General features: G+C 60.8%; 23 protein-coding genes. All 23 read right to left on the minus strand.

Translation table 11 applies throughout. The features are described 5' to 3' along the window. Window positions 1-4: 4 nt before the first annotated feature. A complete protein-coding gene (gene fliI / locus ACKJSM_RS15485; protein WP_039765593.1) occupies window positions 5-1,363 on the minus strand; it encodes a flagellar protein export ATPase FliI in 1,359 nt (452 codons plus the stop codon). Continuing rightward, window positions 1,353-2,159, minus strand: coding sequence for a flagellar assembly protein FliH (gene fliH / locus ACKJSM_RS15490; RefSeq protein WP_236181620.1), 807 nt, complete (start codon window positions 2,157-2,159; stop codon window positions 1,353-1,355). The genes fliI and fliH overlap by 11 nt, the downstream gene beginning before the upstream one ends. A gap of 4 nt (window positions 2,160-2,163) precedes the next feature. After that, window positions 2,164-3,183 (minus strand): flagellar motor switch protein FliG, encoded by a 1,020-nt coding sequence (gene fliG / locus ACKJSM_RS15495; RefSeq protein ID WP_007958288.1) that lies wholly within the window; start codon window positions 3,181-3,183, stop codon window positions 2,164-2,166. Next, complete coding sequence (gene fliF, locus ACKJSM_RS15500) at window positions 3,176-4,963, minus strand: flagellar basal-body MS-ring/collar protein FliF (protein ID WP_007958290.1); 1,788 nt, start codon at window positions 4,961-4,963, stop codon at window positions 3,176-3,178. The genes fliG and fliF overlap by 8 nt, the downstream gene beginning before the upstream one ends. Before the next feature lie 15 nt (window positions 4,964-4,978). Continuing rightward, window positions 4,979-5,308, minus strand: coding sequence for a flagellar hook-basal body complex protein FliE (fliE, locus tag ACKJSM_RS15505; protein ID WP_065260774.1), 330 nt, complete (start codon window positions 5,306-5,308; stop codon window positions 4,979-4,981). Between the two features lie 128 nt (window positions 5,309-5,436). Next, entirely contained in the window at window positions 5,437-6,828 is a 1,392-nt protein-coding gene (locus ACKJSM_RS15510) for a sigma-54-dependent transcriptional regulator (protein WP_410238182.1), read from the minus strand. A gap of 5 nt (window positions 6,829-6,833) precedes the next feature. Continuing rightward, complete coding sequence (locus tag ACKJSM_RS15515) at window positions 6,834-8,045, minus strand: sensor histidine kinase (protein ID WP_011333046.1); 1,212 nt, start codon at window positions 8,043-8,045, stop codon at window positions 6,834-6,836. Window positions 8,046-8,155: 110 nt separating this feature from the next. After that, window positions 8,156-9,631 (minus strand): sigma-54 dependent transcriptional regulator, encoded by a 1,476-nt coding sequence (locus ACKJSM_RS15520; protein ID WP_003222863.1) that lies wholly within the window; start codon window positions 9,629-9,631, stop codon window positions 8,156-8,158. Between the two features lie 172 nt (window positions 9,632-9,803). Beyond that, window positions 9,804-10,100 (minus strand): flagellar protein FliT, encoded by a 297-nt coding sequence (locus ACKJSM_RS15525; RefSeq protein ID WP_410238183.1) that lies wholly within the window; start codon window positions 10,098-10,100, stop codon window positions 9,804-9,806. Between the two features lie 10 nt (window positions 10,101-10,110). Then, window positions 10,111-10,509 carry a flagellar export chaperone FliS gene (gene fliS, locus ACKJSM_RS15530; RefSeq protein ID WP_236181622.1) on the minus strand — a complete coding sequence of 133 codons (399 nt, stop codon included), beginning with the start codon at window positions 10,507-10,509 and terminating at the stop codon, window positions 10,111-10,113. Window positions 10,510-10,638: 129 nt separating this feature from the next. After that, complete coding sequence (fliD, locus tag ACKJSM_RS15535) at window positions 10,639-12,102, minus strand: flagellar filament capping protein FliD (protein WP_236181623.1); 1,464 nt, start codon at window positions 12,100-12,102, stop codon at window positions 10,639-10,641. Between the two features lie 80 nt (window positions 12,103-12,182). Continuing rightward, window positions 12,183-12,539, minus strand: coding sequence for a flagellar protein FlaG (locus ACKJSM_RS15540; protein WP_236181624.1), 357 nt, complete (start codon window positions 12,537-12,539; stop codon window positions 12,183-12,185). A 71-nt stretch (window positions 12,540-12,610) separates the two neighbouring features. After that, the gene (locus tag ACKJSM_RS15545; RefSeq protein ID WP_016771090.1) at window positions 12,611-13,471 is read right to left on the minus strand and encodes a flagellin domain-containing protein; all 861 of its coding nucleotides are present in this window, start codon (window positions 13,469-13,471) and stop codon (window positions 12,611-12,613) included. Between the two features lie 243 nt (window positions 13,472-13,714). Further along, entirely contained in the window at window positions 13,715-13,981 is a 267-nt protein-coding gene (locus ACKJSM_RS15550) for a hypothetical protein (RefSeq protein WP_410238184.1), read from the minus strand. Continuing rightward, the gene (locus tag ACKJSM_RS15555; RefSeq protein WP_410238185.1) at window positions 13,978-15,270 is read right to left on the minus strand and encodes a motility associated factor glycosyltransferase family protein; all 1,293 of its coding nucleotides are present in this window, start codon (window positions 15,268-15,270) and stop codon (window positions 13,978-13,980) included. Before ACKJSM_RS15555 ends, ACKJSM_RS15550 begins: the two co-directional genes overlap by 4 nt. An 86-nt stretch (window positions 15,271-15,356) precedes the next feature. Continuing rightward, complete coding sequence (locus ACKJSM_RS15560; protein WP_236181627.1) at window positions 15,357-16,283, minus strand: ketoacyl-ACP synthase III; 927 nt, start codon at window positions 16,281-16,283, stop codon at window positions 15,357-15,359. Between the two features lie 226 nt (window positions 16,284-16,509). Next, on the minus strand, window positions 16,510-17,562 hold the full coding sequence (gene pseI, locus ACKJSM_RS15565) for a pseudaminic acid synthase (protein WP_410238186.1): 1,053 nt from the start codon (window positions 17,560-17,562) through the stop codon (window positions 16,510-16,512). Further along, window positions 17,559-19,061 (minus strand): UDP-2,4-diacetamido-2,4,6-trideoxy-beta-L-altropyranose hydrolase, encoded by a 1,503-nt coding sequence (pseG, locus tag ACKJSM_RS15570; RefSeq protein ID WP_410238187.1) that lies wholly within the window; start codon window positions 19,059-19,061, stop codon window positions 17,559-17,561. Before pseG ends, pseI begins: the two co-directional genes overlap by 4 nt. Next, complete coding sequence (gene pseF, locus ACKJSM_RS15575; RefSeq protein ID WP_410238188.1) at window positions 19,058-19,753, minus strand: pseudaminic acid cytidylyltransferase; 696 nt, start codon at window positions 19,751-19,753, stop codon at window positions 19,058-19,060. Before pseF ends, pseG begins: the two co-directional genes overlap by 4 nt. A gap of 54 nt (window positions 19,754-19,807) precedes the next feature. Further along, window positions 19,808-20,965, minus strand: coding sequence for a UDP-4-amino-4,6-dideoxy-N-acetyl-beta-L-altrosamine transaminase (gene pseC / locus ACKJSM_RS15580; protein ID WP_410238189.1), 1,158 nt, complete (start codon window positions 20,963-20,965; stop codon window positions 19,808-19,810). Then, window positions 20,962-21,963, minus strand: a complete 1,002-nt coding sequence (gene pseB, locus ACKJSM_RS15585) for a UDP-N-acetylglucosamine 4,6-dehydratase (inverting) (RefSeq protein ID WP_410238190.1) — start codon at window positions 21,961-21,963, stop codon at window positions 20,962-20,964. The genes pseC and pseB overlap by 4 nt, the downstream gene beginning before the upstream one ends. Before the next feature lie 30 nt (window positions 21,964-21,993). Further along, a complete protein-coding gene (locus tag ACKJSM_RS15590; RefSeq protein WP_410238191.1) occupies window positions 21,994-24,909 on the minus strand; it encodes a glycosyltransferase family 2 protein in 2,916 nt (971 codons plus the stop codon). 54 nt (window positions 24,910-24,963) lie between these two features. Next, complete coding sequence (locus tag ACKJSM_RS15595) at window positions 24,964-25,701, minus strand: cephalosporin hydroxylase family protein (RefSeq protein WP_064378606.1); 738 nt, start codon at window positions 25,699-25,701, stop codon at window positions 24,964-24,966. Window positions 25,702-25,710 lie beyond the last annotated feature (9 nt).

The raw sequence follows: 25,710 nt of genomic DNA on the forward strand, positions 1-25,710 counted from the left end.
CCGGTTACCCGCCGGCCGCCGGGGCGAAAATCGTTTCGAGGTACGCCTCGCTTTCACCCAGGCTGATTTTGTCGTTGAGACCCTGACGCAGGTATCTGACCAGTTGCGGCTGCAGGTTGATGGCAAGGTCCGTCTCGCGATCACCGCCCGCGACATAGGCGCCGACGCTGATCAGGTCGCGACTCTGTTGATAGCGCGACCACAGTTGCTTGAAGTATTGCGCGCGCTGCATGTGTTCCGGCGCCACGACGGCAGGCATCACCCGGCTGATCGAAGCTTCGATGTCGATGGCCGGGTAATGCCCCTCCTCGGCCAGCCGCCGCGACAGCACGATGTGCCCGTCAAGCACGCCCCGCGCCGAGTCGGCAATCGGGTCCTGCTGGTCATCGCCCTCGGACAGCACGGTATAGAACGCTGTGATCGAACCACCGCCCTTCTCTGCATTACCGGCACGCTCCACCAGTTTCGGCAGTTTGGCGAATACCGACGGCGGATAACCCTTGGTTGCCGGCGGCTCGCCGATGGCCAGGGCGATTTCCCGCTGGGCCTGGGCAAAACGGGTCAGGGAATCCATCAGCAACAGGACGTTCTTGCCCTTGTCGCGGAAATATTCGGCGATCCGCGTGCAGTACATCGCCGCGCGCAGACGCATCAGCGGCGCGTCGTCAGCCGGGGACGCCACGACCACGGAACGCTTGAGGCCTTCTTCACCAAGAATGTGCTCGATGAATTCTTTAACTTCCCGACCCCGCTCACCGATAAGGCCGACGACGATGATGTCGGCCTCGGTGAAGCGGGTCATCATGCCCAGCAACACCGATTTACCGACACCGGTACCGGCGAACAGGCCCAGACGCTGACCGCGACCGACCGTCAACAATCCGTTGATGCTACGGATCCCGACATCCAGCGGCTCGCTGATCGGGTCTCGGTTGAGCGGGTTGATCGTCGGGCCGTCCATCGGCACCCAGTCTTCAGCCTTCATGCCGCCCTTGCCGTCCAGCGCACGTCCGGCGCCGTCGAGCACGCGACCGAGCATGCTCATGCCCATCGGCAAGCGGCCGGTGTCGGCCAGCGGCACCACGCGGGCACCCGGCGCAATGCCGGCCACGCTGCCGACCGGCATCAGGAACACCTTGCTGCCGGAAAAGCCCATGACTTCGGCTTCGACCTGGGACGGGTGATAGGTGTCGTCGTTGATCACCATGCAGCGAGTGCCCATGGCGGCGCGCAGGCCTTCGGCTTCAAGCGTCAGGCCGACCATGCGCAGCAGGCGCCCTTCGAGAATCGGCGCACCGGCGATTTCGGTGGCCTCGGCATAAGTGCTCAGGCGCTTGGCGAAGCTGGTGCGTTCAAGGCGCATCGGGGGCGTCCGCGAGCGGCTCGTCAATGACAGGGGCCGGTTTCGGCGTTTCCGGCAAGTCCAGGCTCAGGTCCGGCGCGGCCGGGTGCAGAGCCTGCTCGTGCAACTGGTCGAACAGCTTGGCCATGACCTGGCTGACGCGGGTTTCGATGCTGGCATCGATCCGGCTGTGGTCGGTCTCGACCCGGCAACCGCCTGGCAACAGGGTTTCGTCCTCGACGATGCGCCAGGTTTCCTCATGACGTTCGCGCAGGGCTTTGACCTGTTCGAAATCCTGCGGATTGACGTACAGCCGCACATTGCCCACGCCCAGCGGCAACAGCTTGAGGGCGTCGCGCATGACGTGTTCGATCTGCGTCGAGTCGATGGCGAGCTCGCGCTGAATCACCTGACGGGCGATGTGCTGCACGAGGTTGACCAGCGACTTTTCGATCTGGGTGTCTTGCTCGGCAATGGGCTCGAACAGGTGGCCCATCAGTTGCTCGAGGCTCTCGACCTTGGCCGTCAGGACCCCTTCGGCTTCCTGGCGCACCTTGAGGGTGGCGCTGTGAAAGCCTTCCTTTTCACCGATGGCGAAGCCCTCGTTGTAGGCCTCCTGACGGATGCTTTCGAGCTCTTCGAGCGTCAGTGGCTGGACTTCCTCCAGCGGCACTTCTTCCATTTCCGGCGGTTCAGGCTCCGGTTCCGGCTCGGGTTCCGGTGCCGGCGGATCGAAGCTTGGGATTGCCCAAGTTTCGAAACCGCGGACGTCCCGGGCACGGATCAGGTCCGTCACGTCGTCGTCATGCTTGTCCATGGGCTTAGATCATTTCCTCGCCGCCCTTGCCACCGAGCACGATTTCTCCGGCTTCGGCCATACGGCGGGCGATGGTGAGGATTTCCTTCTGCGCGGTCTCCACGTCGCTGACGCGCACCGGGCCTTTGGCCTCGAGGTCGTCGCGCAGCAGTTCGGCGGCACGCTTGGACATGTTCTTGAAAATCTTTTCCTTGACGCCTTCGTCCGAACCCTTGAGGGCCAGCACCAGCACGTCGGAAGAGACTTCGCGCAGCAGCGCCTGGATACCGCGGTCGTCGACATCGGCCAGGTTGTTGAACACGAACATGAGGTCTTCGATCTGACCGGACAGGTCTTCGTCGACTTCGCGGATCGAGTCCATGAGCTGGCCTTCGATCGAGCTGTCGAGGAAGTTCATGATGTCCGCCGCCCGCTTGATGCCACCCAGGGTGGTGCGCGAGGCATTGGAGTTACCGGAGAACTGCTTCTCGAGGATCTGGTTCAATTCTTTCAGTGCGGCCGGCTGTACGGTGTTCAACGACGAGACGCGCAGGATGATGTCCAGACGCACCTTGTGGTCGAAGTTGCCGAGCACTTCACCGGCCTGATCCGGGTCGAGGTACGCCACCACGATCGCCTGGATCTGCGGGTGCTCGTAACGGATCACGTCGGCAACGGCGCGCGGCTCCATCCATTTCAGGCTGTCGAGGCCGCTGGTGTTGCCGCCCAGCAGAATGCGGTCGATCAGGCCGTTGGCCTTGTCTTCACCCAGGGCCTGGGTGAGCATTTTGCGCACGTAGTCGTCGGAGCCGACGCCCAGGCTGGTCTGGTCGCCGACAATGTCGACGAACTCGCTCATGACCTGCTCGACCTGCTCACGGTGGACGTTGCCCATCTGGGCCATGGCCACGCCAACCCGCTGAACCTCTTTGGGGCCCATGTGGCGCAGCACTTGTGCGGCATCGGTCGAACCCAGGGACAGCAGCAGAATCGCGGCTTTATCGACCCGGGACAGTTTGGCGACGGCGGCTCGGTTATCACTCATCTGCGTTAATCCACTCTTTCACGACCTGGGCCACACGACCCGGGTCTTCTGCCACCAGACTCTTGATTGCGTTCAACTGAGCGTCATAGCCCTCACTCGGGCTCGGCAGCAGGATGCTGGTCGGGCCGCCGAGGCTGACGCGATCGTTGGACAGTTCACCGTCCAGACCGCCCATGCCACCGAGTTCCATGTCGCCGCCCAGACCGGCCAGCTCCTTGCTTTTGCCGCCACCGGTGATGTTGTTGAGCACCGGACGCAGCACGCCGAACACCAGCACCAGGATGAACAGCACGCCCAGCACTTGTTTGACGATGTCCCAGAACCATGGCTGGGAGTAGAACGGAATATCGGCGATCACTTCGCCGCGCTCGGCGGAGAACGGCATGTTGATCACGCTGACGCTGTCGCCACGGCTGGCGTCGAAGCCGACGGCGTCCTGTACCAGACGGGTGAAGCGCGCCAATTCGTCGGCGCTCCACGGCGCACGGGTGGTTTCGCCGTTGGCCGGGTTGATCTTGACCTGATCGTCCACCACCACCGACACCGACAGGCGATTCAGGCGACCCTGCTGCTGTTTGGTGTGGCTGATGGAACGGTCGAGCTCGAAGTTCTTGGTGGATTGTTGACGCTTGTCCGCCGGGTACGGCGCGAGCATTGGCTGGCCGGTGGCCGGGTCCATGATCTGCTGACCGTTGGCATCAACCAGTGGCTGACCTGGCTGCACCATGCTCGCCGGGGCGGCTGCGCCACCGGTGGTCTGCGGCGCTGAAGCCGGCGACGGCGGCTGGTTGCTCAGGGCACCCGGCACACCTTGCGGGCCATTGCTGGCGGTGCGTTGTTCGTTGACCGACTGTTCGCTGCGCAGGGCCGGTTGATCCGGGTTGAACTGCTCGGCTGTCGACTCGACGGCACTGAAATCGACATCGGCCGAGACTTCAGCCTTGTAGCGATCATTGCCCAGTACCGGTTGCAGAATGTTGTGCACGCGCTGAGTGAGCATGCTTTCCATGCGGCGGCTGTAGTCGAACTGCTTGCCGGCCATGGTCATTTCGGAATTTTCCGCCTGATCCGACAGCAGGTTGCCCTTCTGGTCGACGACGGTGATCTGCGATTTGCTCAGCTCGGGAACGGAAGTCGCCACCAGGTTGATGATTGCAACCACCTGGCCCGGCTCCAGCGAACGACCGGAGTACAGCTCGACCAATACCGATGCGCTTGGCTTGCGCTCGTCACGCACGAACACCGAGCTTTTCGGGATCGCCAGGTGAACGCGCGCGCCCTTGACGTTGTTCAGGCTGGAGATGGTGCGGGCCAGTTCGCCCTCGAGGCCGCGACGATAACGGGTCGCTTCCATGAACTGGCTGGTGCCCAGCCCCTGTTCCTTGTCGAGGATTTCGAAACCGATGTTGCCGTCGCTGGGAGTGACACCAGCGGCCGCGAGCTTGAGCCGCGCACGGGACAGGTCATCGGCCTTGACCAGCAAGGCGCCGGAATTCGGTTCGACGGTGTAGGGAATGTCGGCGGAGGCCAGGGTGTCCATGACCTGCTTGGCATCCATGCCGGCAAGGCTGCCGTACAGAGGCCGGTAGTCCGGCTGCTGCGACCACAGCACCACGGCAAAGCCAATCGCCACGCTCGCGGCCAGGCCGACCAACAGGCCCACCTGACGCAGCACGGTCATCTCGGAGAGGTTTTCCAGGAAGGACAGGCCGAACAACGGCGGTTTGCCGTCTATCGGGGTGGCCTTGGCCGGAACGTTATCGGCGACTGCTTCTGCCATGACTCAATCTCGTCCTTAAACCGGCATCTGCATGATGTCTTGATAAGCCTGAACCAGCTTGTTGCGCACCTGGGTCAGAGCCTGGAACGATACACTGGCTTTCTGCGAGGCGATCATCACATCCGTCAGATCGACGCCGCTCTTGCCGATCTCGAACGCGTTGGCCAATTGGCTCGACGCCTGTTGGGTATCGTTCACTTTGTTGATGGCCTGACCGAGCATGTCGGAAAAGCTGCTGCCTGCCACTTCCGGGACGGCAGCAGTCGATTTCGGCTTCGACATGGCGTCCATTTGCATGGCCTTCATGTCCATCATCAACCGATTAAATTCAATACCTTGGCTCATGGTCTACTCTCTTGGGCGGCCCGCAATTTTTTGACACTCACTCGGCGGGTACTCAGGTGTTAGCAACAACGGTGCCAGCTCACGGGCACCGCTTTGAGAAAAGCCGTTTCAAACGTTTGCGCCACCGGTCAGGTGGCGAACAGGTAGCCTTCGACATCCATGCCCGCATCGCGCATTTGCGCCAGTTTGTAACGCAAGGTGCGCGGGCTGATGCCGAGCTTTTCCGCAGCTTCCTTGCGCCGGCCGCGCTCGGTACGCAGGGTGTCGATGATCATCTGGAATTCGCGGCGACGCAGGTCATCGCCCAGCGCACCGGCCGAATCCGCTTCGATCTCGACTTCGCGAATGACCGGAGCGACAGGCACCGTAGCCGGTAATGGAGCAAACAGCGCCGGCCCGGAGAGACAGAAATCCTGCGGCTGGATGAGGCCGCCCTGCTGCAGAATCAAGGCCCGCTGGACCGCGTTATCCAGCTCGCGCACGTTGCCCGGCCACGGATAAGCGATCAGGCACGCTTGCGCCTCGGGCGAGAACTTCGCCATCGCGTGCTTCATTTTATTGACGTGCTTGACCAGCAGACGCTCGGCCAGCGGCAGGATATCGGCGGTGCGCTCGCGCAACGGACGCCAGGCCAGCGGAAATACCGACAGACGATAATAAAGGTCTTCGCGGAACCGCCCCGCTGCGACTTCACCGGCCAGATCACGGTTGGTGGTCGCCACCACGCGAATATCGAGAGTGATCGGCTTGCGCGCCCCCACCCGCTCCACTTCCCGCTCCTGCAACACCCGCAGCAGCTTGGCTTGCAGGCCCAGAGGCATTTCGGAAATTTCATCCAGCAGAATGGTGCCGCCATCCGCCTGTTCGAACTTGCCGGCCTGGGCGGCGATGGCGCCGGTGAACGAGCCTTTTTCGTGACCGAACAAAGTGGCTTCGAGCATGTTGTCCGGAATCGCCGCACAGTTGATCGCAATGAACGGCTGACTGGCGCGATGGGATTGCTGGTGGATGTAGCGCGCCAGCACTTCCTTTCCGGTGCCGGACTCGCCGGAAATCAGCACGGTGGAATCACTGCGTGCGACCCGCGCCGCCAGCTCCAGCAATTGAGCACTGGCAGGTTCGACTGCGACCGGCCCTTCGGCATCACTGGTGCCGAGACTGCCCAAGGCATGACGCGCCACCAGATCCAGCAGAGCCTTGGGCTCGAACGGTTTGACCAAATAATCCGCCGCACCCTGGCGCATCGCATCGACCGCGCGCTCGACCGCGCCATGAGCGGTCATCAGCAGCACCGGCAACTGTGGTTGCCGCGCGCGCAACAGCCCGAGCAATTGATGGCCGTCCATGCCCGGCATGTTGACGTCGCTGACCACCAGACTGAACGCTTCGCGCTCCGCGGCCTTCAGCGCCTCTTCGGCCGAACCCACCGCGTGATAGTCGTAACCGGCCAGCAACAGGGTATCGGCCAGCGCCTCGCGCAACGAGCGATCATCCTCGACCAGCAGAACCTTGATGCCCATGACCTTCACTCAGCTCCCTGTACAGCGGAAAACAACGGCAGGATGACCTGCGCGCACGTACCGCGCCCGACCCGCGAACGCAGCTGCAATTCTCCCTGATGCGCACGCGCCACGGCCTTGACCACGGTCAGGCCCAGGCCGGTCCCGGTAACCTTGGTGGTGAAAAACGGCTCGCCCAGCCGCGCCAGCACTGCTGCATCAATACCGCTGCCGCTGTCACTGACGCACAAACGCAGGGTGTTGTCGCGGGTATAACAATGCACCTTCAGACGCACCTCACCGGCACTCGCCTGAATCGCGTTTTCAATCAGATTGAGCAGCGCCCCGACCAGCGTGTCGCGATTGCACAGCAACTCACCGGCATGGCTGTCGCACTGCCAGCGGATCGGCAGATCCTGCACGTGGGTCAGCGCCGCGGCCTGCAACGACTGCATCAAGGCATTCGGCGTGACACGGTCGGTCAGCGGCAACTCACCGCGGGCAAACACCAGCATGTCACGCACCTGATGCTCCAGCTCGTGCAGGCGCTCCTTGAGGCGCCCGGCAAAACGCTGCTGGGTGGCGACCGGCAATTCCTGCTCGGTCAAATGGCTGGCGTACAGCAATGCGGCGGACAACGGCGTGCGGATCTGATGCGCCAGCGACGCGACCATCCGCCCCAGGGACGACAGGCGCTCGTGGCGCGCCAGTTGATCCTGCAGGTGACGGGTTTCAGTCAGGTCGTTGAGCAGCACCAACTGTCCTGGCTCGGCATCCAGCGAGCGAGTGGCAATCGACAGGCGTCGACCGTTTTTCAGGGAAATTTCGTGACCGTCGTCTTCACGGGGCGCGAAGCAACGGGCGATGACATGGCGCCACAGCTCGCCTTCCAACGGCAGGCCGAGCAATTCGATGGCGGCAGGATTGGCCTCGCACACAATGCCGTGACCGTCGATGACGATGACGCCACCGGGCAACAGATCGAGGAGATTTTGCAGACGGTTGGCCAGGCGTTCTTTTTCCGCCAGTTCCTGCATGCGCTGGGCGCTGACCACGGCCAGCTCGCCCTTGAGCTCGGTGACCCGGGCTTCGAGCATGCTGTAGGAGTCGGTCAACTGGCTGGACATCTGGTTGAACAGGGCGAACGCCTGCTCAAGCCCCTGGCGGCTCGCCTGCTCTACGGACGGCAGTTGCCCCGAGGACTCGGGAACAGAAGACATCTGGGAGGCTTGGGGCATTGTGCTCTCTCGCTTGGCTGACCGTCAGTTAAACGGAACGTTGCGAGGGACGTAGCAATACCCGTGCCTAAAAAAAACCGCTTATAAATGAAGCGGTTGAAAAACAGGCGTCAATCATCCGCCTGTTCATCACCTTCACGACGGCTCATGCCGTACTTGCGCATCTTCTCCACCAGCGTGGTGCGGCGAATACGCAGGCGTTCGGCGGCGCGGGCCACGATGCCGTTGGCGTCGTCCAGCGCTTGCTGGATCAAGCCCTGCTCCAGGCCACCGAGGTAGTCCTTCAGATCGAGACCTTCCGGCGGCAGCATGGCGTTGGCGGTGAAGTCCGGCGTGTGGCCGTTGATCGCCACGCGCTCTTCCAGATCGCTGCGCAGGCTGTCGACCATTTGCTCGTCCTCGTCGTCGACGTAGCGGAACTTCTTCGGCAGCTCGACCACGCCGATCACCCCGTACGGATGCATGATCGCCATGCGCTCCACCAGGTTGGCCAGCTCGCGGACGTTACCCGGCCAGCCGTGGCGGCACAGAGACATGATCGCAGCAGAGTTGAAGCGGATCGAACCGCGCTTCTCGTGCTCCATGCGCGAGATCAGTTCGTTCATCAGCAGCGGAATGTCTTCGACGCGCTCACGCAGCGGTGCCATCTCGATCGGGAACACGTTCAGGCGATAGTAGAGGTCTTCGCGGAAGGTGCCGATCTCGATCATGCTTTCGAGGTTCTTGTGGGTCGCGGCAATGATCCGTACATCGACGCTCTGGGTCTTGTTGCTGCCCACGCGCTCGAAGGTGCGTTCCTGCAGTACACGCAGCAGCTTGACCTGCATCGGCAGCGGCATGTCGCCAATTTCATCGAGAAACAGCGTACCGCCGTTGGCCAGTTCGAAGCGGCCGGCACGGCTGGTGATCGCGCCGGTGAAGGCGCCCTTCTCGTGACCGAACAGTTCGCTTTCCAGCAATTCGGCCGGGATCGCCCCGCAATTGACCGGCACGAATGGCGCGTCGCGGCGCTTGGAATGGTAATGCAGGTTGCGCGCAACCACTTCCTTGCCGGTCCCGGACTCGCCGAGGATCAGGACGCTGGCATCGGTGTCGGCCACTTGCTGCATCATCTGGCGCACGTGCTGGATCGCGCGACTGGTGCCGACGAGGCTGCGGAACAGGTTGGGTTCGCGATGCCGGCCGCGTTCGCGGGCCTGGTCGTACATTTCGCGATAGACCTGGGCACGGTGCAGGGAATCCAGCAGTTTGCTGTAGCTCGGTGGCATTTCGAGGGTCGAAAGCACCCGGCGGCGCTGATCTTCGGGCAGGTCCACCGAAGAATTATCGCCCATCAGCAAAACTGGAAGGAACTCATCCCAGGTTGAGAGTGTCTTTAACAGGCCCAAAAGCGCACCAGGAGCATTGACCGTCCCGATCAGTACGCAAATGACCTCACGACTAGACGACAAAGAGCCGACTGCCTGCTGCCAGTCATGGCTTCCGCAGGGTAAATTTTCTTCGCCAAGAAAATTTAAGATCACCGCCAAGTCGCGGCGGCGGACGCTATCGTCATCGATCAGCAGAATTTTGGTTTCACGCCACATGCAATAGCAACTTCCCTAGTCAACTCAATGCCCAAAATGAGGGGCAAGCGAGACGCTTGCAGGACACCTTGTGCCTGTAGACGCCTGAAATCTGAAAACAGCCACTAGTTAAGTCAAAAAACCGTGCACAGTCAAATTTATGGCGCACATGTCTGGATTAACTGAGGGTTAACTAACCAAACAGATGGTAAACCTTTGCCGCATTCTGCGCTTGGGTGATCTGCGACATCTCGTCGACTATCGCCTGACGCTCACCCATCGCCACTTCAAGCAGTTGCTTGTAGACATGCAGCAACTCTTCCAGATTATTGCGCAGGGCCTCCTCATCCAGCGAGGCCTCGGCCATGACGTCTTCCATGCAGGAACGGCAATCCAGATCCAGTTGACCGATCGCCTCCCAGTTGCGCTCGGCCAGGGCTCCGACCAAGGCTACTCGGGTTTCTTCAATTCGCTGCAAAACAAGACTCATGGTGATCTCCTCAGAACTGCGGAGCGGGCGCAGGTGCGATCGCATCCCAGCCTTCCTTGACGGTGCTCAGCAAGCCGGCAACCTCATCAAGAATGCGCGGATCGCTGCTGATGTTCGCCTCGGCGAGGCGCTTCATCATGTAGATATACAGACCGTCCAGATCAGCCAGCGTATCGGCGCAGTTTTCCAGATCCAAACCTTCACGCAGTCCGCTGACGATGCCGATGGCCTTGCTGATCGACGTGCACTTGGCAGGAATGTCCTTGCGCTCGATCGCACCCTTGGCCTGGGCGATGCGGTCCAGGCCGCCTTCCATCAGCATTTGCACCAGGCGATGCGGGCTCGCTTCAGATGTCTGAGCGTGGGCACCTACTTTCTGGTATTGCCGAAGGGCTAACATCGGATTCATGTTCTACCTCATTTGCCACAATGACTCGTATGAACAGTGTATCGCCAGCGAGTCGAAAAACTTTAGACCACAAGACAAAAACCCGGCACACGCTCGAAAGCGTAGCCGGGTTTTTGTCGCTCTTGCATGTTACTTCGCGGATTGCTGAGCGTTGAGCGAGGCGAAGAACGATGTGATGTTGCTCGCCGTAGACTTCATCTGACCCACCAGCAAGTCCATGGCGTTGTATTTTGCAGTCAACGTCTTGGTCAGGTTGGCAACACGCAGATCGAGCGCCAGTTGCTGACTGGTCAGGCTCCTGGTGTTGTTGTTCAGGATGGCCATGCGCTGATCAAGCAAGCCTGTGGCGGTAGGGAGACTGCCGGCAGGAGGCTTCAGATACGGATCCACCGCCTTGCTCATGCGCGCCAAAAGACCGTTGGTGTCGGTGGTCCCCGTAAACATCTGCTGGACCTGACCGGTCATGCCCGGCGTGGACATGGTCTTGTTGAATGCAACAGTGTCAAATGTCAGGTTACCGGTGAGCTTGTCGGTCATCACCCCCAATTGCGACAAGTAGGCCATCGGACCGCTGCCGGTTCCGCTCGGCATGGTCAACTGGCTACGGATATCGGCAATCAGCGAACGCGGCAGGGAGTCACCGGTAAAAGCCGCTTGAACAGTCAGCTTGCCATCTTCGTCCGGCGTCGCCTTGGACAGACTGTCGATGGTGGTCTTCAGCGTGTTGTAGGCATCAACGAAAGCCTGGACAGACGTCTGCAGACCTTTGGTGTTGGCGTCGACACTCACCACAACAGGCGTGCCTGGCGGATTCGGGACAGTCAGCAGGTTCATCGACAAGCCACTGATGGCGCCGGTCACCGTGTTGCTCTTGCTGGTCACTGTCAGCCCGTCGATGGTCAGCGACGCATCTTTGGCGAGCCCGTTGACCGCTCCGGAATCACCCGCCGCCGGAGTGGCACCCATCGTTTGGGTGCCATCGATTTCCAGACCGGCAATGCCGCTGACGCTCAAGTCAGAGCCTGCGCCCGTCTTGCTCGAACTGATCACCAGACGTGAAGCACCGGTGCTGTCAGTCACAATGTTGGCGGAAATACCATTGACACCCTGAGCCGTGTTGATGGCATCACGAGTACTCTGCAGGGTCGCGTTGGCCGGAATCGTGACATTGTAATCAGTGCCATTCTGACTGATTTTCAGGGTACCACTCGGAATGGCACTGGCCGCACCGCCGGCAAAGGACGCACTGGCCACTTTCGAGCCGGTAGCCAGGTTATTCACAACAACACTGTAAGTACCCGAGACCGCGGTGTTATCTGAAGTAGCGCCCAGAACAGTCGGGGTACTCGAGGTCGCCGTATAACCGGCAAACGCTGGGTTGGTCTTGCTGCCAAGGTTCGTCATCGCCGTCTGGAATGCGGTCAATGCACTCTTCAACGTGCCGACACCGGAAATCTTCAGCGTGTTGGTCTTGGTCGCGGTATCGATCTGCGTCTGCTTCGGCGACTTGTCGGCGTTGACCAACGCAGTAACGATTGCACCGATGTCCAGGCCGGAACCCAGGCCCGAACCCGGTAAAATTGGACTTGCCATGTGCATCTCCCTTGGGTTGTTGCCAGTCTTTTGACCACTACCTGCGCCTAAAGAACTTCAAACACTATTCATGCCAGCTATCAGACTTTGGCGTCGAACAACACGTGACTCGCGTTGGCGAGGCTGTCTGCCAGCTTGAGGGCTTCTGCGGAAGGGATCTGTCGTACGACCTCGCCCGTCTCGCTTGCAATCACCTTGACGATGACCTTTCCGGAGTGCTCGTCGATCGAGAATTCCAGATTGCGCTTGATCGACTGAACGAACTTCTCGATCTCCTGCACCGCCAGCTTCAGCTTGGTTTCATCTGCTTCCTGGCTCTTTTTCGAGGCGGGAACAGCATCAACGGTCAGAGGCTTGGTCTCCGACGGCTTGTCGGTGACGGTATTGGCTGGCTTGGGAGCCGGATAAGACACGTTAAGCTTGACGCTCATGTCCATGCTCATCACCTCATAACGTAAAAAGCGAGAGAGCACGCAAGCGCACTCCCCCGCTAAAACTCATTCCGAAATTACTGAAGCAGCTTCAGTACAGCGGAAGGCAGCTGGTTGGCTTGAGCCAGAACAGAGGTCGAAGCCTGTTGCAGGGTTTGCTGCTTGGTCAGGTTAGCAGTCTCTGCGGCGAAGTCGGTATCTTGTACGCGACCTTGTGCAGCAGTGGTGTTCTCAGTGATGTTCTGCAGGTTGGAGATGGTGCTGGTCAGACGGTTTTGCGAAGCACCCAGGCTGGCACGAGTTGCACCGATGGCAGCGATAGCGGCGTCGATTGCGGTGATCGCGTTGTCGATGTTCTGCGAAGCAGAACCAGCACCAGTACCCGAAGTACCGGTCAGAACTACAGTGCCGCTACCTACGGACAGGCTGACGGCGTCGAACTTGGAGCTCAGTACCAGGTCGATGTGGTTAGCCGAACCGGTGTTTGCGCCCACTTGCAGGGTCACAGTACCAGCCGAACCGTCCAGCAGGTTTTTGCCGTTCAGGTTGGTAGCAGCCGAGATACGGGTGATCTCGTCGGACATCTGAGCGAATTCAGCGTTGGTAGCGGTCTGGTCAGCAGTGCCGTTGGTACCGTTACGTGCTTTAACAGCCAGTTCACGCATACGCTGCAGAATGTCGGTCGAAGCCTGCAGAGCGCCTTCAGCGGTCTGAGCAACGGAGATACCGTCGTTGGCGTTCTGGATGGCCTGGGTGTTACCGCGGATCTGGGAAGACATACGGTTGGAGATCTGCAGGCCAGCGGCGTCGTCTTTAGCGCTGTTGATTTTCAGGCCGGAAGACAGGCGCTGCATCGAAGTCGACAGAGCGTCGGAAGCGCGGTTCAGGTTTTTCTGAACGTTCAACGACGTGGTGTTGGTGTTTACTGTTAAAGCCATGACGAATTCCTCGTTGGTTGGGTACTGCGGCTTCCGGCCCTGGCAACCGCCGGGTATGGCCTAGAGAACCTTCGTAATAGTTATCGTCGGGTTTGCAGGTTGCTTGAGGGCTTTTTTGAAAAAATTTGCCATCACCCTGCCACCCCCTAGAAAACAAAGACTTAGCAGCACTTTACCTTCGAAAAAATGACGTCATAAAACCGTCCGTGGCGCAAACCGGCGGGCCAGCGCCTTCGCTCCTCTTCAGGCGGACGATTCTTCCAGCAATTGAATCAACTCGTACTCCATGAAATCGGCAAGACCCAGCCAGTCCTGACGCTCCTGACACTCGAGCATTTGCGTGAGCAACTGCGCCCAGACTTGCTGCGTCTGCGCGCCGGCCAACAGCAATGACTGCTGCGCGCCCTCGAACACATCGACCATGGTCAATGCCGCCTCGACATCGCGCCCCAGGCGGAACAGCCCGGCGCACTGGTGGCATTCGTCTACCCAGCGTTGCAGCGCACTCATTGCACGAACTCCTGATTGAAACCCGTCCCGGCAATCTGCGCACCCGCCCGGCTGCTGTTGAAAAACGCCACGTGCGGCTGACTGGCGATGTATCGCTCCAGCACACAGAGATAACCGCGAAAATTGAGCTGGGTACTGACGCGCTGACCATGCCCGTCACGCACCCAGTGCCGCGCCTGATTCACCGACGGCCCCAGGTCACCATCACTCCAGCCGGCATGGGTCTTGTTCATCGGGAAGGCAAAATCGGCGCCGAACAGGGTGATGCGTGCGGCGCCCATCTTCACTGCCAGATCCACGGCCGGGTGAATCACGCTGCCGCCCATATGCAACAGCGCCCGCGGGTACTGTTCACGCAATGCCGCATAGACCGGGCTGGCCGAGTAACCGCCATAACGCTTGCCCTTCCAGGCCCTGAGTACCTCAGGGTCACTCATGGGCAGGTACACCAGCGGGATGCCGTCGGACGCCTCGGAAGGCAAATGCCGAAAGCTGATGCGCTGATCGATGCTCACCACATAGTCGGGCACGACCCCGTGCTCGCGCAGCGGTCGGTACGCGGTGTCGACACAAATGAACAAAGGACGCTCGACCCGCGCGCGGATCGCCGCCAGACGTTCGAAATGCTGTTCCAGCGTCGGCCCGGTGCCGATCACATAGATCTCCCGACCGGCACAGGTGCCGAACAAGGTCGCCACATCATCATCGGCGAGCAACACAGGCAAGCAGTCGCGCAGACGCTGTTGAATGAACGGTGACTGCGGATCGAATTCACGATTGTTGAAGCTCAGGTGCACTTCGCTGACCAGCCGATCACGAATCTTCGCGTTGAAGTCATCGGCCAGCAGCATTTCGGCAGGCAATGCGAAGAACGGCGTGCAGATGTCGGACAGGTCGCCGGCGTACAGCAATTCAACCCGTGGATCTTGCAGCCACTCGCGCTGATCGATCAATTGCAGCACCAGGGCGAACAGCGCGCCGTTGAGGATGTGCACATACAAGCGCTCAAGCCCGGTGCGCTCCAGCAACACCGTGGGCAAGTCCCCAAGGCCGGTGCCATAGACATGCAGTTGCGGCTTGTCCGCCGGCAGGCTGGCGGCCTGAATCTGCGCTTCACGGACACGGTCATGCCGACTGGTGAGCTGAATGCCGCCAATGCTCAGCGTCGAGCCCAACCCTTGCGTCAGCTCGGCCTCGATCGCCGAACTGTCTTCGTTCAGCAATCGTGCGTACAGCGCCGGCCAGCGTCGTTCGATGACCTCAGCATTGGCCTGGAAAAACTCACTCATGACGCCTCGCGCTCCTTTCAGGCAAAAAAATAGCGTTCAAGGTTAACCCTTGAACGCTATTTTTGTATCCGTCGTTCTTGCCGGGTTCAAGGACGATAAATAATCGCTGAACCCCACGACAGACCGACGCCGAAACCACTGATCGCGATGCGGCTCCAGTCGGAATCCATCACGTGTTTTTCCAGCAGCAAAGGCACACTGGACGACACGGTATTACCGGTCTCGACCATGTCCTTGATGAACTTCTCCGGCTCGCCTTCGAAGCGCCGCGCCACGGCGTCGACAATCGCCGCACTGCCCTGGTGGATGCAGAAGGCATCGATGTCATCGGCCTTCAGGCCGGAATCGTCGAGCAGTTCATGCAAGTGCGCCGGCACTTTGAGCAGCGCGAAGTTGAACACCTGACGGCCGTTCATGAAGAACACGCCATCGGTCACTTTCAAGTGCGGTGCGCCGGAACCGTCGGTGCCAAACTTGGCCTTGCCCAGCGCCCAGGTCGGGTCTTCACCCATCCAGGTGGCGGTGGCGGCATCGCCGAACAGCATGGTGGTGTTGCGATCTTCCGGATCGACGATCTTCGAATACGGATCAGCAGTGATCAGCAGACCGTTCTTCAGACCGGCGGCTTCCATGAAGCCTTTGATCGCGTAAATGCCGTAGACGTAGCCGGAACAACCCAGGGAAATGTCGAACGCCGCGACATGGGTCGGCAGGCCGAGTTTGTCCTGGACGATGGCAGCGGTGTGCGGCAGGCCTTCTTCGTCACCGTTCTGGGTGACGACGATCAGCGCATCGATGGATTCACGTTTCAGTTCAGGGTTGTTGGCAAACAGCGCATTGGCCGCTTCAACGCACAGATCGGAGGTTTCCTGTTCCGCGTCTTTGCGTGGGAGGAAGGCCGAACCGATCTTGCCGAGGATGAATTCTTCATCCTTCTCGAATTTTGCACCTTGTGCGTAATTGTCCACGCCGGCTACAGGAACGTAGCTCGCAATGCTTTTTATGCCAATCATTACGGCTTCCCAATAATAAACAGCCCAATACCACCGCTCGCAAGGATTCGAGGGGCGCCGACAAACAGAAAACGGCCGCCACAACGGGCAGCCACGGGGAGCGCAAAGGGCTATCACTGGAACCGAAAACGGGCCAGGCGCCATCTCCCCGGTCATTACAATACAGTGAAGATGCGCGTTATGACTCGCAGGTCACGCTATTTTGCCGAATCGGTGACAGATCGGGTCATTCGACCAATGACCAGTCCAGCGGCGTACCGCGTTTGATCGGCTGGCGCGCATGGCGCCCGAGGACCGCATCGGTGTGCTTGGGCGGCAGACCGAGACCGGGACGAATGGCGCGCACATTGGCCGCCGTGAAAGGTTCACCGGCCGCCATATCGGCCGTGACGTACAGCGACCGGCGGTAGACCAGCGACTTTTGCTCGGCCTCGGTGACGCCGTAATGCACCTGGCCCATGGCCTGCCAGGCGCGCTCGGTTTCGACCACCAGACTGGCCAGTTCCGCCGGTTCCAGCGAGAAACTGGCGTCCACCCCACCAGCCGATCGGTCGAGGGTGAAGTGTTTTTCCACCACCGTCGCGCCCAGCGCCACCGCTGCCACCGACACGCCGACGCCCATCGAATGGTCTGACAGCCCAACCTCACAGCCGAACAACTCGCGCAGATGCGGGATCGTGCGCACGTTGCTGTTGATCGGGGTCGCCGGGTAGGTGCTGGTGCACTTGAGCAGCACCAGATCCTTGCAGCCGGCTTCGCGGGCAGCGCGCACGGTTTCGTCGAGTTCGGCGAGGCTGGCCATGCCGGTGGAAATGATCAGCGGTTTGCCAGTCGCTGCGACACGCCGGATCAACGGCAGATCGGTGTTTTCGAAACTGGCGATCTTGTAGGCCGGCACATCGAGGCTTTCGAGAAAGTCCACGGCGCTGTCGTCAAACGGCGTCGAAAACGCGAGCATGCCCAGCTCCCTGGCCCGGGCGAAGATCGGCGCATGCCATTCCCAGGGCGTGTGGGCCTTTTCATACAGGTCGTAGAGCGAGGTGCCCGCCCACAGACTGTTCGGATCCTTGATGAAGAACTCGCCTTGCGCCAGATCCAGGGTCATGGTTTCGGCGGTGTAGGTTTGCAGCTTCAGGGCGTGCGCACCGGCCTTTGCTGCCGCTTCGACAATCTGCAGGGCTACGTCCAGCGACTGGTTATGGTTGCCGCTCATTTCCGCGATGATGAACGGGGGCGCATCGGCACCGATCTGACGGTTGCCGATCTTGAAACTGCTCATTGACGGGATTCCTTCAAAACCTTGGTGAACGCGCAGGCACTCTGAGTGAACCCGGCGTCACGAAAAACATTCATCGAGGGCCGATTGGCCGGCAACACCTGAGCGGTGATGGCGGTCATTTGCGGCCAGTGCGCCGCCACAAAGGCTTCACCCTGCGCCAGCAGCGCCCTGCCCCAGCCGAGGCCGAAACGCCCCTCAAGCAGATACAGCGAAACCTCCGCCTCAAAGCCGCGCAAATCGTAGCGCAGGACACCGACCGGGCCGTCATCCGCCTCGGCCACCAGCAGCAACCGCTGAGGATTGCGCAGGCTCGCGCCCAGCCAGTTCACATGCTGCGTCCAATCAATCGTGCCACTGTCCAGCGACCAGCGGCGCACCGCCTCGGCATTGCGTCCATCGAACAACAATTGCGCGTCCTCCGGCGTCGCCGGACGCAACTTGAGCACCGCGCCGGCCAGTGCCGCCGCCACCCGCAGCGCACCGCGTCCATCGACCAGTTGCCGCGAACGCTCGGCCAGGCTCTGGCGCAGATAAAAATTGCCCACGACAAAGCCGATGGCATCGCGCAGTTGCTCGACGCTGACCTGCTCCCGCGCGCCCATGAACACATGCGCCCCGGCCGCCGCCATCACTTCGCCGTTGGCCTGCTGATTGTTCGACACCGCGATGCAGATCGTCGGCAGGCCCAGGGCCGCGCGCTCCCAACTGGTGCCGCCGCCGGCGCCGATAAACAGGTCGGCCTCGGTCATGCGCCGATGAAAATCGCTGACGAAACTGTGCAGGCGCCAGTGCGGCCGCGCTTCGGCCAGCGCCTGCATCTCTGCCCAGGCCGGGTTGTCGGCACCGGCGACGAAATCGACTTCAAGCTCGGAAAAATCCGCCAGCGCCAGCATCGCGTGATGAGTCTGCCGTGCTGCGTCGAAGCCGCCGAAATTCACCAGCACCCGGCGCGCCACCGGTTTGATCTCGATGGCCGGGCCACTGAATTCTTCACGCAGCATGGCGAAGCGCGGGCCGAGCAGCGTTCGGCACCCGGCCGGCAGCAGCGGCTGATAGTTTTCGCTGAGCCCGGAGAGGTTCTGATTGAGCAGCAGATCCACGCTGTACCGGCGGGTCGCCAGATCGTCGACGGCGGCGATCCGTGGCGCGAAGCGACGAGCTGCGGTCTGCCAGTGATGGTCGAGGCCGTAATGGTCGGCGATGACCCAGTCAAATCCGGGCTGCCCTTCCAGTTGCGTCGCCAGTGCATCGATATCCGCCTGCCACGGCAGCATCGATTCGATGGCTTGCTCCGGGTCTTCACCGGCATAGCGATCCGGCAACGCGAAGGTCTCGAAGCCTTCGCTCTGCAACGCCTCGAGCCGATGGCCGGGTAAACGACGACAGGCGAACGCGACATGACTGCCTTGCGTAAGCAACACCCGCGCCAGCGTCAGGCACCGGGCGATGTGACCGCTGCCGATGGTCGGCGAGGCGTCGGCGCGGATCAGCACTCTCATTGCAGTTCTCCGCCGGCCTTGAGTGCCGCGTAAAGGTACTCGGCACGCTTCCAGTCTTCGACGGTATCGATGTCCTGCACCAGATACCGGGGCAGGATCACCGGCAGACTGACCGGCGAATACAGCACCTCGCCACCCAGCCAGGCCTCACTACGACCCCAATAGAACTGGCCGGCATCCTGAAAGGCAGCCGGCAGATCCTGCGAACGGGTATTGCGAAATTCGGGGTACAACGCCGTCAGGCCGCCCTGCCCGTCGAGGGTCAAGGCGCGCTGCACCGGAAAGCCGAAATCGGTGACCGAAAAAGCAAAGGACTTGCCCGGGTGTCGCTTCAGCAATTCAAAGCCCTGACGCAGAAACCGTGCCTGCAACAGCGGCGCCGTGGCGTACACACAGCAGGCGTAATCGAAGGCCGGCAGCTGCTGCAAGGCATGCACGATCACTGCCGCAGTGCCGGTGAAATCATCGGCCAGTTCCGCCGGACGCATGAACGGCACGTGAGCACCGTTGGCTCGCGCCACGTCTGCGATCTCTGCGTCGTCGGTGCTGACCACCACTTGCTCGAACAACCCGGAATCGAGGGCCGTGCGAATCGAACGGACAATCATCGGCACACCGTCGAACGGCGCAAGATTCTTGCGCGGGATGCGTTTGCTACCCCCGCGGGCCGGGATGATTGCGACGTTGTTCAAGGACGTTTTTCCGGCAGGATCACCCATTACCATTTCCATCCACCGCCGCGACAATCATTCAGTCAACCGACGCAATTGCTCGACCACGTAATCCTGCTGCTGATCGCTCAGCAACGGGAACAGCGGCAGGCTGATCGCTTCGGCGTAATAGCGTTCGGCTTCGGGGAAGTCACCCTCGGCGAAACCCAGGTCACGATAGTACGGCTGCAAATGCAGCGGAATGTAGTGCAGGTTCACGCCGACGCCGGCGGCACGCAAGCCTTCGAACACCTGACGGTGGCTGAGGCTGATACGCTCGGTCTGCAAACGCACCACATAAAGATGCCAGGCCGATTCGGCCTCCGGCTGGAGGCTCGGCACGGTGACCGGCAAGTACGCCAGCAGACGGTCGTAACGCGCCGCCAGCGCCCGGCGCCGGGCAATGAATTCGTCCAGTTTGCCCAGCTGCGACAGACCCAGTGCGGCTTGCAGATCGGTGATCCGGTAATTGAACCCCAGCTCGACCTGCTGGTAATACCAAGGGCCGTGGCTGGGTTCGGTCATCTGCTGCGGATCGCGGGTCATGCCGTGGCTGCGCAGGCGTTGCAGACGCTCGGCCAGTTCCGGGCGATTGGTCAGCACCATGCCGCCTTCGCCGCTGGTGATGATCTTCACCGGATGAAAGCTGAACACGGTCATCGCGGCAAATTCACCGCAGCCCACCGGACGCCCGGCATAGCTTGCGCCAACCGCGTGGGAAGCGTCTTCGATCACCGTGAAGTTGTAGCGCTCGGCCAGTTCGGCAATCCGCCGCATGTCGCAGCTCTGCCCGGAGAACGCGACCGCCACCAGTACTTTGGGCAACGTGCCGTCGCATTCGGCCGCGTCGAGTTTGCTCGCCAGAACCTCGGCATCGAGGTTCCAGGTCAGCGGATCGATGTCCACAAAGTCAACGTCGGCACCGCAATAACGCCCGCAGTTGGCCGACGCGAGAAAGGTGTTCGGCGTGGTCCACAAGCGGTCGCCCGCGCTGAGCCCCGCCGCCAGACAGGCAATGTGCAGCGCCGCCGTGGCGTTGCACACCGCCACGGCAAAGTCGGCCTGACAACGCTCGGCCATCGCCTGCTCGAAGCGTTCGATGGTCGGCCCCTGGGTCAACCAGTCGGACTGCAACACCTCGACAACGGCGTCAATGTCCCTCTGGTCGAGGCTTTGCCGACCGTAGGGAATCATACCGACAGCTTCGCGTGCAGGTCGGCGATCTGCCCCACCGAGAGGAAGTGCGGGTTGGTGTCGGAGCGGTATTCGAAATCTTCACCGACCGGCACGCCACGCTCACCGAGTTTGTCCTCGGCAAAATCCACATCGACGCTGGTGAAGCGAATCGACGGCTGGATCGTGTAGTGATCGGCAAACTCCAGAGTCATCCGCGCATCGTCCAGCGGCACCATCAACTCGTGCAGTTTCTCGCCCGGACGGATGCCGACGTTCTTGTGCGGCAGATGCTCGGCCATGCCACGCGCCAGATCGACCACGCGAATCGACGGGATCTTCGGCACGAACACTTCACCGCCGTGCATCCGCGCAAAGCTGTCGAGCACGAACTGCACGCCGTGATCGAGGGTGATCCAGAACCGGGTCATGCGCTCATCGGTGATCGGCAGCTCTGTCGCACCGTCAGCGATCAGCTTGCTGAAAAACGGCACCACTGACCCGCGCGAACCGGCGACATTGCCGTAGCGCACCACGGCAAAACGCGTTTGTTGCTCACCGGCAATGTTGTTGGCCGCGACGAACAACTTGTCCGACAGCAACTTGGTCGCGCCGTACAGGTTGATCGGGCTCGCGGCCTTGTCGGTGGACAGCGCGACGACTTTCTTCACACCGTTGTCGATGGCGGCGGCGATGATGTTTTCCGCGCCGTTGACGTTGGTGCGGATGCATTCGGTCGGGTTGTATTCCGCCGCCGGCACCTGCTTCAACGCAGCGGCATGCACCACGTAATCGATGCCGCGCATGGCCTGGCGCAGGCGATCGGCGTCGCGCACGTCACCGAGGAAGTAACGCATGCAAGGCGCGTTGAACGTCTGCTGCATTTCGTATTGCTTGAGCTCATCCCGGGAGAACACCACCACGCGCTTGGGCTGGTATTGCTCGAGCAGGCGCGCGATGAACGTGCGCCCGAACGAGCCGGTGCCACCGGAGATGAAAATCGATTTGCCGTTGAACATGTCTTGAGTCCTGTTCCTTGTGCGCCAGACCTAGGCGATCAGTTGCGCCCAATTCAGCGAAGCGCTGTCGTTCAGCACAAAGCCTTTGCCAGTCAGACTCAGGTTCGCGTTGTACGCCTGATCCCGGGCGAACGCCGCCGCCCATTTTTCCTGCAGCGCAGTCAGTGCCTGGCTGGTCTGTGCGATATCGCCCTGATGGATGACTTGCACCGATGGCGTCCAGACAGTCAGGTAGCCGGCCTCGCCGGCCCTCAGGCACAGATCGACATCGCTAAAGCCGGCAGCGAACGTGCTGTCGTCCAGACCGCCCAGCGCCTCGAACAGCTCTTTGCGTACCATCAGGCATATGTCGGAAACCGCCGAGTAGTTCTGGTCCACGGACAACCGATACAAATAGCCTTCGGCGTCGTGTTTCTCGCCGATGAATGCAGAGCCGACACCACCGTTCATGCCCAGGATCAGGCCAGCCTGGCTGACCTTGCCGTCGCGGTTGACCAGTTTGGGGCCGACCACACCGATTTCCGGGCGTAGCGCATGGTTGAGCAGCGAGTCGAGCCAGTTCGGATTGACCACTTCCGCATCCGCTGCCAACAGCACCAGAAACTCGCCTTGAGCCTGCTGGCTGGCCGCGTTGCACAGCGCAGCCGTGCTGAGCGATTGATCGGCGCGTAGCACGCTGACTTTCGGGTGCTGATAAGTCCCGAGCCAGTCATTGACCTCGGCCGATTGCGAAGCCGTGGTTGCAATCAGGATTTCGTACTTGTGATAGCGGGTGCGCAGCTGCACACCTTCCAGGCAGCGTTGCAGCGCAGACAGATCGTCCCCGGCCGGGATAACGATCGAAACCAGAGGGCGATCACTATGGTGATAATCGATCTGGTAGACCCCCGGCACCGCCGACGTGACCTTGGCCTTGTAACCGCGATTGCCCAGATGACGCAGCAATGCCAGACGCTCATGCGCATTCTCTTGCAGCTCCGGTGCCTGAGTGATCAGCAGCGGTTCATCGAGGTGCGCCAGACTGTTCAGGCCACCCTGCTCAATGATGCGCAGCAGCAGATCGAACTCCAGCGCCTTGCTGAAATCGGCACGGTAGCCGTCAACGTTCAGCAAAACTTCGCGACGGATCAGCCAATGCCGCGCCATCAACCCCGGCAGGCTCAGCAACAGGTCGAGATTGAAGCCCGGACGGAATACGTCCATCAGCGCCCCGTTTTCCCGCCGCTGTATCTCGTCCGTGGAAACGGCGCTGATACCGCCGGCATTCATCAGCTCCAGGCTGGCGCGCAACAGGCCGCCGGCGGTGAACTCATCCCCTGCCTCAGCCAGCAGCAACCAGTCGCAAGGCGACTGACGAGCACTCTGATTGAGTTTGTCGACGAGATTGTCAGGCGTCACGCGGACAAAGTGCAGGGTGTTCTGCGCAGTGGTCGCCACCGGTGCTTCACCGGTGGTGAACACGACAATGCGGAACGCCTTGCATTGACCCTCGAGCAGACTGTCGAGACTGACCTGCAACTTGTCGATATCGTTATCCATATCCAGCAGGAAGATGCCGAACTGCGGGCCACCACCGTTGACGGCCAGGTGCTCGGCAATCGACGCGATCTGCCCGGCATCGGCCTGACGCGACTCCAGCCACTTGAGCAGACGGCCGGACTGCATCTTGTCGAATACCGGGTGGTGATCGGCAACGGTCAGCGTTTCCAGGCGTGCGATCCAGTCACGCATCTTCTGCGCCTCTTCATGCTCGCCAGACAGTTCCAGTTGCGCGGCCAGGCGTTTGGCGACCGTGCGGTTGAACGCATTGAGGTCATGGGCCTGCCACAGACGGTCGAGCACACTTTCAGGGGTGTCGTTGTTGCGCGCCTGGATCAGATGCGCCTGACGGGTCCACACCCCTTCCAGACCTTCGAGTTGAATACGCCCCGCCGGCATTGCGTGCAGCATGAATTCAAACTGTTCGAGGCGATCGAAGAACTCCTTGTTGTAGAACGGCATTTCGACATACTGCAGAGGTCCGAAACGGCGATCCGGATGTTTGAGCTCCTGGTTCCAGGTGGACTGGATGATCAGCTCGGCCGTCAGGGCCCGATTGGTTTGAAGGCTGTCGACCATCGCCTCGAAGCTTCTCAAGGCAAACGCCTTGCCCTGCTCCGGGTTCAAATCCTTGATACCGGTCGGCAACGATGCCAGGAATTCGGCGAAGGCCTCGCGCTCGGCCACCGATTTGGGATCGATATAGGTCAGCGAGTGATACACCTCGGTGCTGTGCTCGGAGGCGCCATAGTTGATCTCGCGCACCACATACGGGATCGGCAGGATCCGCGCCTTGGCACTGGCCAGCAGGAAGTACACGTGGCCGATTTCCTGCCACTGGAAACTGGTGCCCGGCGGCAATGCCGAATGCCAGGTTTTCATCAGGTCGGTACGGGTCACCGCGTAGAACGGCGGGATGTACTGACTCATGTAATCCACGACCCGGTCCTGCGCCCGCTCGGACGCGTAGTCCTCCTGCACTTTCTTGTCGCGGCGGTAGTAGCTCACGCCACCGGCCAGCGTCAGGTACATCATGCAGTAGCCATGGCACATGCCGTAGTCAGGGTTCGCCTGCAGGAAGCCCACCGACTCGGCCAGCGAATCGTGCAGGATGAAATCGTCGTCGGCTGCCAGCACCATGTACGGCGTGGTCAGTTGCTCCACGCCATAGGCCAGCTTGGCCTGCATACCCCAGTAGGCGAACTGCGGCACATGGTGGTAATCGACCGCGGAAAAGTCGCCTTCTGGCCGCTCGGCGGTGGAGTCCAGCACCATGATTCTGCAGGGCAAGCTGCTGTAATACTTCACCGCCCGACGCAGGAACGCCGGACGATTGTGCGTAATCAGCACCACGGTCAACAGCTCGTTGAGCGGTAGCGTCAATTCAGAACTGAACTTGCCTTGCATAACTTTCTCCACAACCGGCGATCCGCCGAGATAACGCTTGGGTGATGTTGCGAATTAACGAACGCGGCGCAGATAGCCGTCCGGCGCCACGGTGATCAACAGCTTGTTCTGCAACTGAACATCGATCTCGAAATCCTTGTTCTCTTCCAGGTATTTCCACACGGCAGTTTTCGGGTTGTCGCCCGGGCCCCACGGACGATCCGGGAAGAAATCGGCCGGCATGTCTTCAACCACGGTGTCCATCACCACGCAGTAGCTGTCGACCGAAACCAGTGGCGCGTAAAGGCGCAGCTCTTCGAGCACGTGGTCGTGGGTGTGGTTGGAATCGAGCACCAGAATGACTTTCTTGCCTTCAGCGGCAGCGCGAACCTGAGCGGCGATGGCCGGATCGATGCTCGAGCCTTCGATCATCTTGATGCGCTTGCTCATCGGGTGGCTTTCGATGGCTTCACGGTTGTGCGCACGGATGTCCAGATCGATGCCCAGCACTTCGCCGTGACCTTGCAGTTCCAGCAGGGAGGCGTAGTAGATGATCGAACCGCCGTGGGCGATGCCGCACTCGATGACCAGATCCGGTTTCACCTGCCAGATGATTTCCTGCATCGCCATCATGTCTTGCGGCAGCTGGATGATCGGACGGCCCATCCACGAAAAGTGGTAGCTGTATTTGTGCTTGGCCGATTCATTGAAGAAATCGCGGGCCAGACCGGTGAGTTTCTGGTCGTCACCCTGCTGGGCGATCTGCTCGCGGCATTCGGCTTCGAAAGCTTTGTTGATGCTGTTGTCGGTCATTTTCAAAAT

The organism is Pseudomonas sp. PHC1 (assembly GCF_046487845.1).
Lineage (GTDB): Bacteria > Pseudomonadota > Gammaproteobacteria > Pseudomonadales > Pseudomonadaceae > Aquipseudomonas > Aquipseudomonas sputi.

Coding starts and splice junctions, on each gene's coding strand:
- fliI (WP_039765593.1), bottom strand. CDS start 1,363: ATGCGCCTTGAACGCACCAGCTTCGCCAAGCGCCTGAGCACTTATGCC.
- fliH (WP_236181620.1), bottom strand. CDS start 2,159: ATGGACAAGCATGACGACGACGTGACGGACCTGATCCGTGCCCGGGAC.
- fliG (WP_007958288.1), bottom strand. CDS start 3,183: ATGAGTGATAACCGAGCCGCCGTCGCCAAACTGTCCCGGGTCGATAAA.
- fliF (WP_007958290.1), bottom strand. CDS start 4,963: ATGGCAGAAGCAGTCGCCGATAACGTTCCGGCCAAGGCCACCCCGATA.
- fliE (WP_065260774.1), bottom strand. CDS start 5,308: ATGAGCCAAGGTATTGAATTTAATCGGTTGATGATGGACATGAAGGCC.
- ACKJSM_RS15510 (WP_410238182.1), bottom strand. CDS start 6,828: ATGGGCATCAAGGTTCTGCTGGTCGAGGATGATCGCTCGTTGCGCGAG.
- ACKJSM_RS15515 (WP_011333046.1), bottom strand. CDS start 8,045: ATGCCCCAAGCCTCCCAGATGTCTTCTGTTCCCGAGTCCTCGGGGCAA.
- ACKJSM_RS15520 (WP_003222863.1), bottom strand. CDS start 9,631: ATGTGGCGTGAAACCAAAATTCTGCTGATCGATGACGATAGCGTCCGC.
- ACKJSM_RS15525 (WP_410238183.1), bottom strand. CDS start 10,100: ATGAGTCTTGTTTTGCAGCGAATTGAAGAAACCCGAGTAGCCTTGGTC.
- fliS (WP_236181622.1), bottom strand. CDS start 10,509: ATGAATCCGATGTTAGCCCTTCGGCAATACCAGAAAGTAGGTGCCCAC.
- fliD (WP_236181623.1), bottom strand. CDS start 12,102: ATGGCAAGTCCAATTTTACCGGGTTCGGGCCTGGGTTCCGGCCTGGAC.
- ACKJSM_RS15540 (WP_236181624.1), bottom strand. CDS start 12,539: ATGGACATGAGCGTCAAGCTTAACGTGTCTTATCCGGCTCCCAAGCCA.
- ACKJSM_RS15545 (WP_016771090.1), bottom strand. CDS start 13,471: ATGGCTTTAACAGTAAACACCAACACCACGTCGTTGAACGTTCAGAAA.
- ACKJSM_RS15550 (WP_410238184.1), bottom strand. CDS start 13,981: ATGAGTGCGCTGCAACGCTGGGTAGACGAATGCCACCAGTGCGCCGGG.
- ACKJSM_RS15555 (WP_410238185.1), bottom strand. CDS start 15,270: ATGAGTGAGTTTTTCCAGGCCAATGCTGAGGTCATCGAACGACGCTGG.
- ACKJSM_RS15560 (WP_236181627.1), bottom strand. CDS start 16,283: ATGATTGGCATAAAAAGCATTGCGAGCTACGTTCCTGTAGCCGGCGTG.
- pseI (WP_410238186.1), bottom strand. CDS start 17,562: ATGAGCAGTTTCAAGATCGGCAACCGTCAGATCGGTGCCGATGCGCCC.
- pseG (WP_410238187.1), bottom strand. CDS start 19,061: ATGAGAGTGCTGATCCGCGCCGACGCCTCGCCGACCATCGGCAGCGGT.
- pseC (WP_410238189.1), bottom strand. CDS start 20,965: ATGATTCCCTACGGTCGGCAAAGCCTCGACCAGAGGGACATTGACGCC.
- pseB (WP_410238190.1), bottom strand. CDS start 21,963: ATGTTCAACGGCAAATCGATTTTCATCTCCGGTGGCACCGGCTCGTTC.
- ACKJSM_RS15590 (WP_410238191.1), bottom strand. CDS start 24,909: ATGCAAGGCAAGTTCAGTTCTGAATTGACGCTACCGCTCAACGAGCTG.
- ACKJSM_RS15595 (WP_064378606.1), bottom strand. CDS start 25,701: ATGACCGACAACAGCATCAACAAAGCTTTCGAAGCCGAATGCCGCGAG.